Raw genomic sequence first — 900 nt, 5'->3', positions numbered from 1 at the left:
TTAGTCGAAGATCTTGGCGACGACGCCGGCGCCGACGGTACGACCGCCTTCACGGATAGCGAAACGCAGACCTTCTTCCATGGCGATCGGGTTGATCAGTTGCACGGTGATCGACACGTTGTCGCCCGGCATGACCATTTCCTTGTCCTTCGGCAGTTCGATCGCACCGGTCACGTCAGTGGTACGGAAGTAGAACTGCGGACGGTAGTTGTTGAAGAACGGGGTGTGACGGCCGCCTTCATCCTTCGACAGAACATAGATCTCGCCGGTGAAGTGCTTGTGCGGCTTGATCGAACCCGGCTTGGCCAGAACCTGACCACGTTGCACGTCTTCACGCTTGGTACCACGCAGCAGAACGCCAACGTTGTCACCAGCTTGACCTTGGTCCAGCAGCTTGCGGAACATTTCCACGCCGGTGCAGGTGGTCTTCTGGGTGTCAGCGATACCGACGATTTCGATTTCTTCGCCGACCTTGACGATGCCGCGCTCAACGCGACCGGTCACCACGGTGCCACGACCCGAGATCGAGAACACGTCTTCCACCGGCATCAGGAAGGTACCGTCAACAGCACGTTCCGGGGTCGGGATGTAGGTGTCCAGCGCTTCAGCCAGGGCCATGATCGCTTGCTCGCCCAGGGGACCGGTGTCGCCTTCCAGCGCCAGCTTGGCCGAACCCTTCACGATGGGCAGGTCGTCGCCAGGGAACTCGTACTTCGACAGCAGTTCACGGACTTCCATTTCCACCAGTTCCAGCAGCTCTTCGTCATCCACCATGTCAGCCTTGTTCAGGAAGACGATGATGTAAGGAACGCCGACCTGACGGGACAGCAGGATGTGTTCACGGGTCTGGGGCATCGGGCCGTCAGCGGCCGAGCACACCAGGATCGCGCCGTCCATCTG

Annotated in this window: 1 protein-coding gene; it reads right to left on the bottom strand. The window is 59.9% G+C overall.

Annotated elements, in window-relative coordinates:
* Positions 1-900: elongation factor Tu (gene tuf / locus HFRIS_RS24420; protein WP_006465713.1), on the bottom strand; the 900-nt coding region annotated here is incomplete at its 5' end.

The sequence above is a fragment of the Herbaspirillum frisingense GSF30 genome (genome assembly GCF_000300975.2).
Taxonomy (GTDB): domain Bacteria; phylum Pseudomonadota; class Gammaproteobacteria; order Burkholderiales; family Burkholderiaceae_D; genus Herbaspirillum; species Herbaspirillum frisingense.
This window is presented reverse-complemented; position numbering and strand designations above follow the sequence as displayed.